A 983-nucleotide genomic window follows, 5' to 3' on the forward strand; every position below is an offset into this window, starting at 1 on the left:
TGAGGTTTTCTCACCGGGTTGGTAACTGAAGGTGGGTGAGGACGAAGGCAACAGAGGCGATCTTGGTGATGGCGCCGGGGTCGAGCGTGACATGGTCCAGGGCCCGCCAGTGGCCCAGCAGGGAGATGGCCCGCTCCGCAGGTGCGCGCAGCGCGGCGTGGCAGCGGTTGTAGGTCCGGGCGGTGCGGTCCAGTCGCTGCCCGCCGGCCGGGCGGCGGTAGGGCACCCGCACACCGATGCCGGCGCCGACGTAGCCCTTGTCGGCGAGGACCGGCAGGTGGCTGTGGCGGTCGGGGGCCAGCCTGCAGAAGGGATAGAGCGCCGGCAGGACGAGTTCACGGGCGCAAGCCAGATCGTGGCGGGCGCCGGGGCGCACCGCGGAGACCCAGAGCGGATGCCCGTCCGGATCGGCGAGCACCTGCACGTTGCCGCCGTGGCGGTGGTGTTTGCCGGAGTACCAGGCGTCGTTGCCGCGTTCGGTGCGGGCAGTGACGCGGTCGGTCGCGACGAGCGTCCCATCCAGACAGAGGTACGCCAGGCGCTTCTCCCGTGCTATGTGGAGGACGTCGTGCAGGTCTGGGGCGTGGGCGGCGATGGCGTCGAGCGCCTCGTGCAGGTAGCGATACGCCGTGGCGATGGAGATATGGGCATCGTGGGCGAGGTCGGCCAGATCGGCGCGGTGGCGCAGCCAGCGCAGCACCAGCAGCACGTGCTGATGGACCGTGGCGGCCCGCTGCCAGGGCCGTCGGTCTCGTCCGCGGCGGGCAGCAGCGATCCAGCCGGTGACCGTGCGCAAGGTGGGCGCGGGCACGTCGAGGCGGGCACGATGAGACACGGCGGACTCCCGGGGTCGCAGGAACGTGGGCCTTTGGCGAAATCCACTTTCCTCTCGGGGGTCCGCTCCCACACCCCCGCGCGACCCTGACCTGCACCGATGCCCCACCACCGCCGTCAGTGGTCAGGACCCTGGTGAGAAAACCTCA

1 protein-coding gene is annotated in these 983 nt (G+C 70.9%); it reads right to left on the minus strand.

Translation table 11 applies throughout. The annotated features are described in order from the left end of the window. Positions 1–10 precede the first annotated feature (10 nt). A complete protein-coding gene (locus tag ABEB16_RS13265; protein WP_345712722.1) occupies positions 11–835 on the minus strand; it encodes a transposase family protein in 825 nt (274 codons plus the stop codon). Positions 836–983 lie beyond the last annotated feature (148 nt).

The organism is Kineococcus glutinatus (genome assembly GCF_039542765.1).
Taxonomy (GTDB): domain Bacteria; phylum Actinomycetota; class Actinomycetes; order Actinomycetales; family Kineococcaceae; genus Kineococcus_A; species Kineococcus_A glutinatus.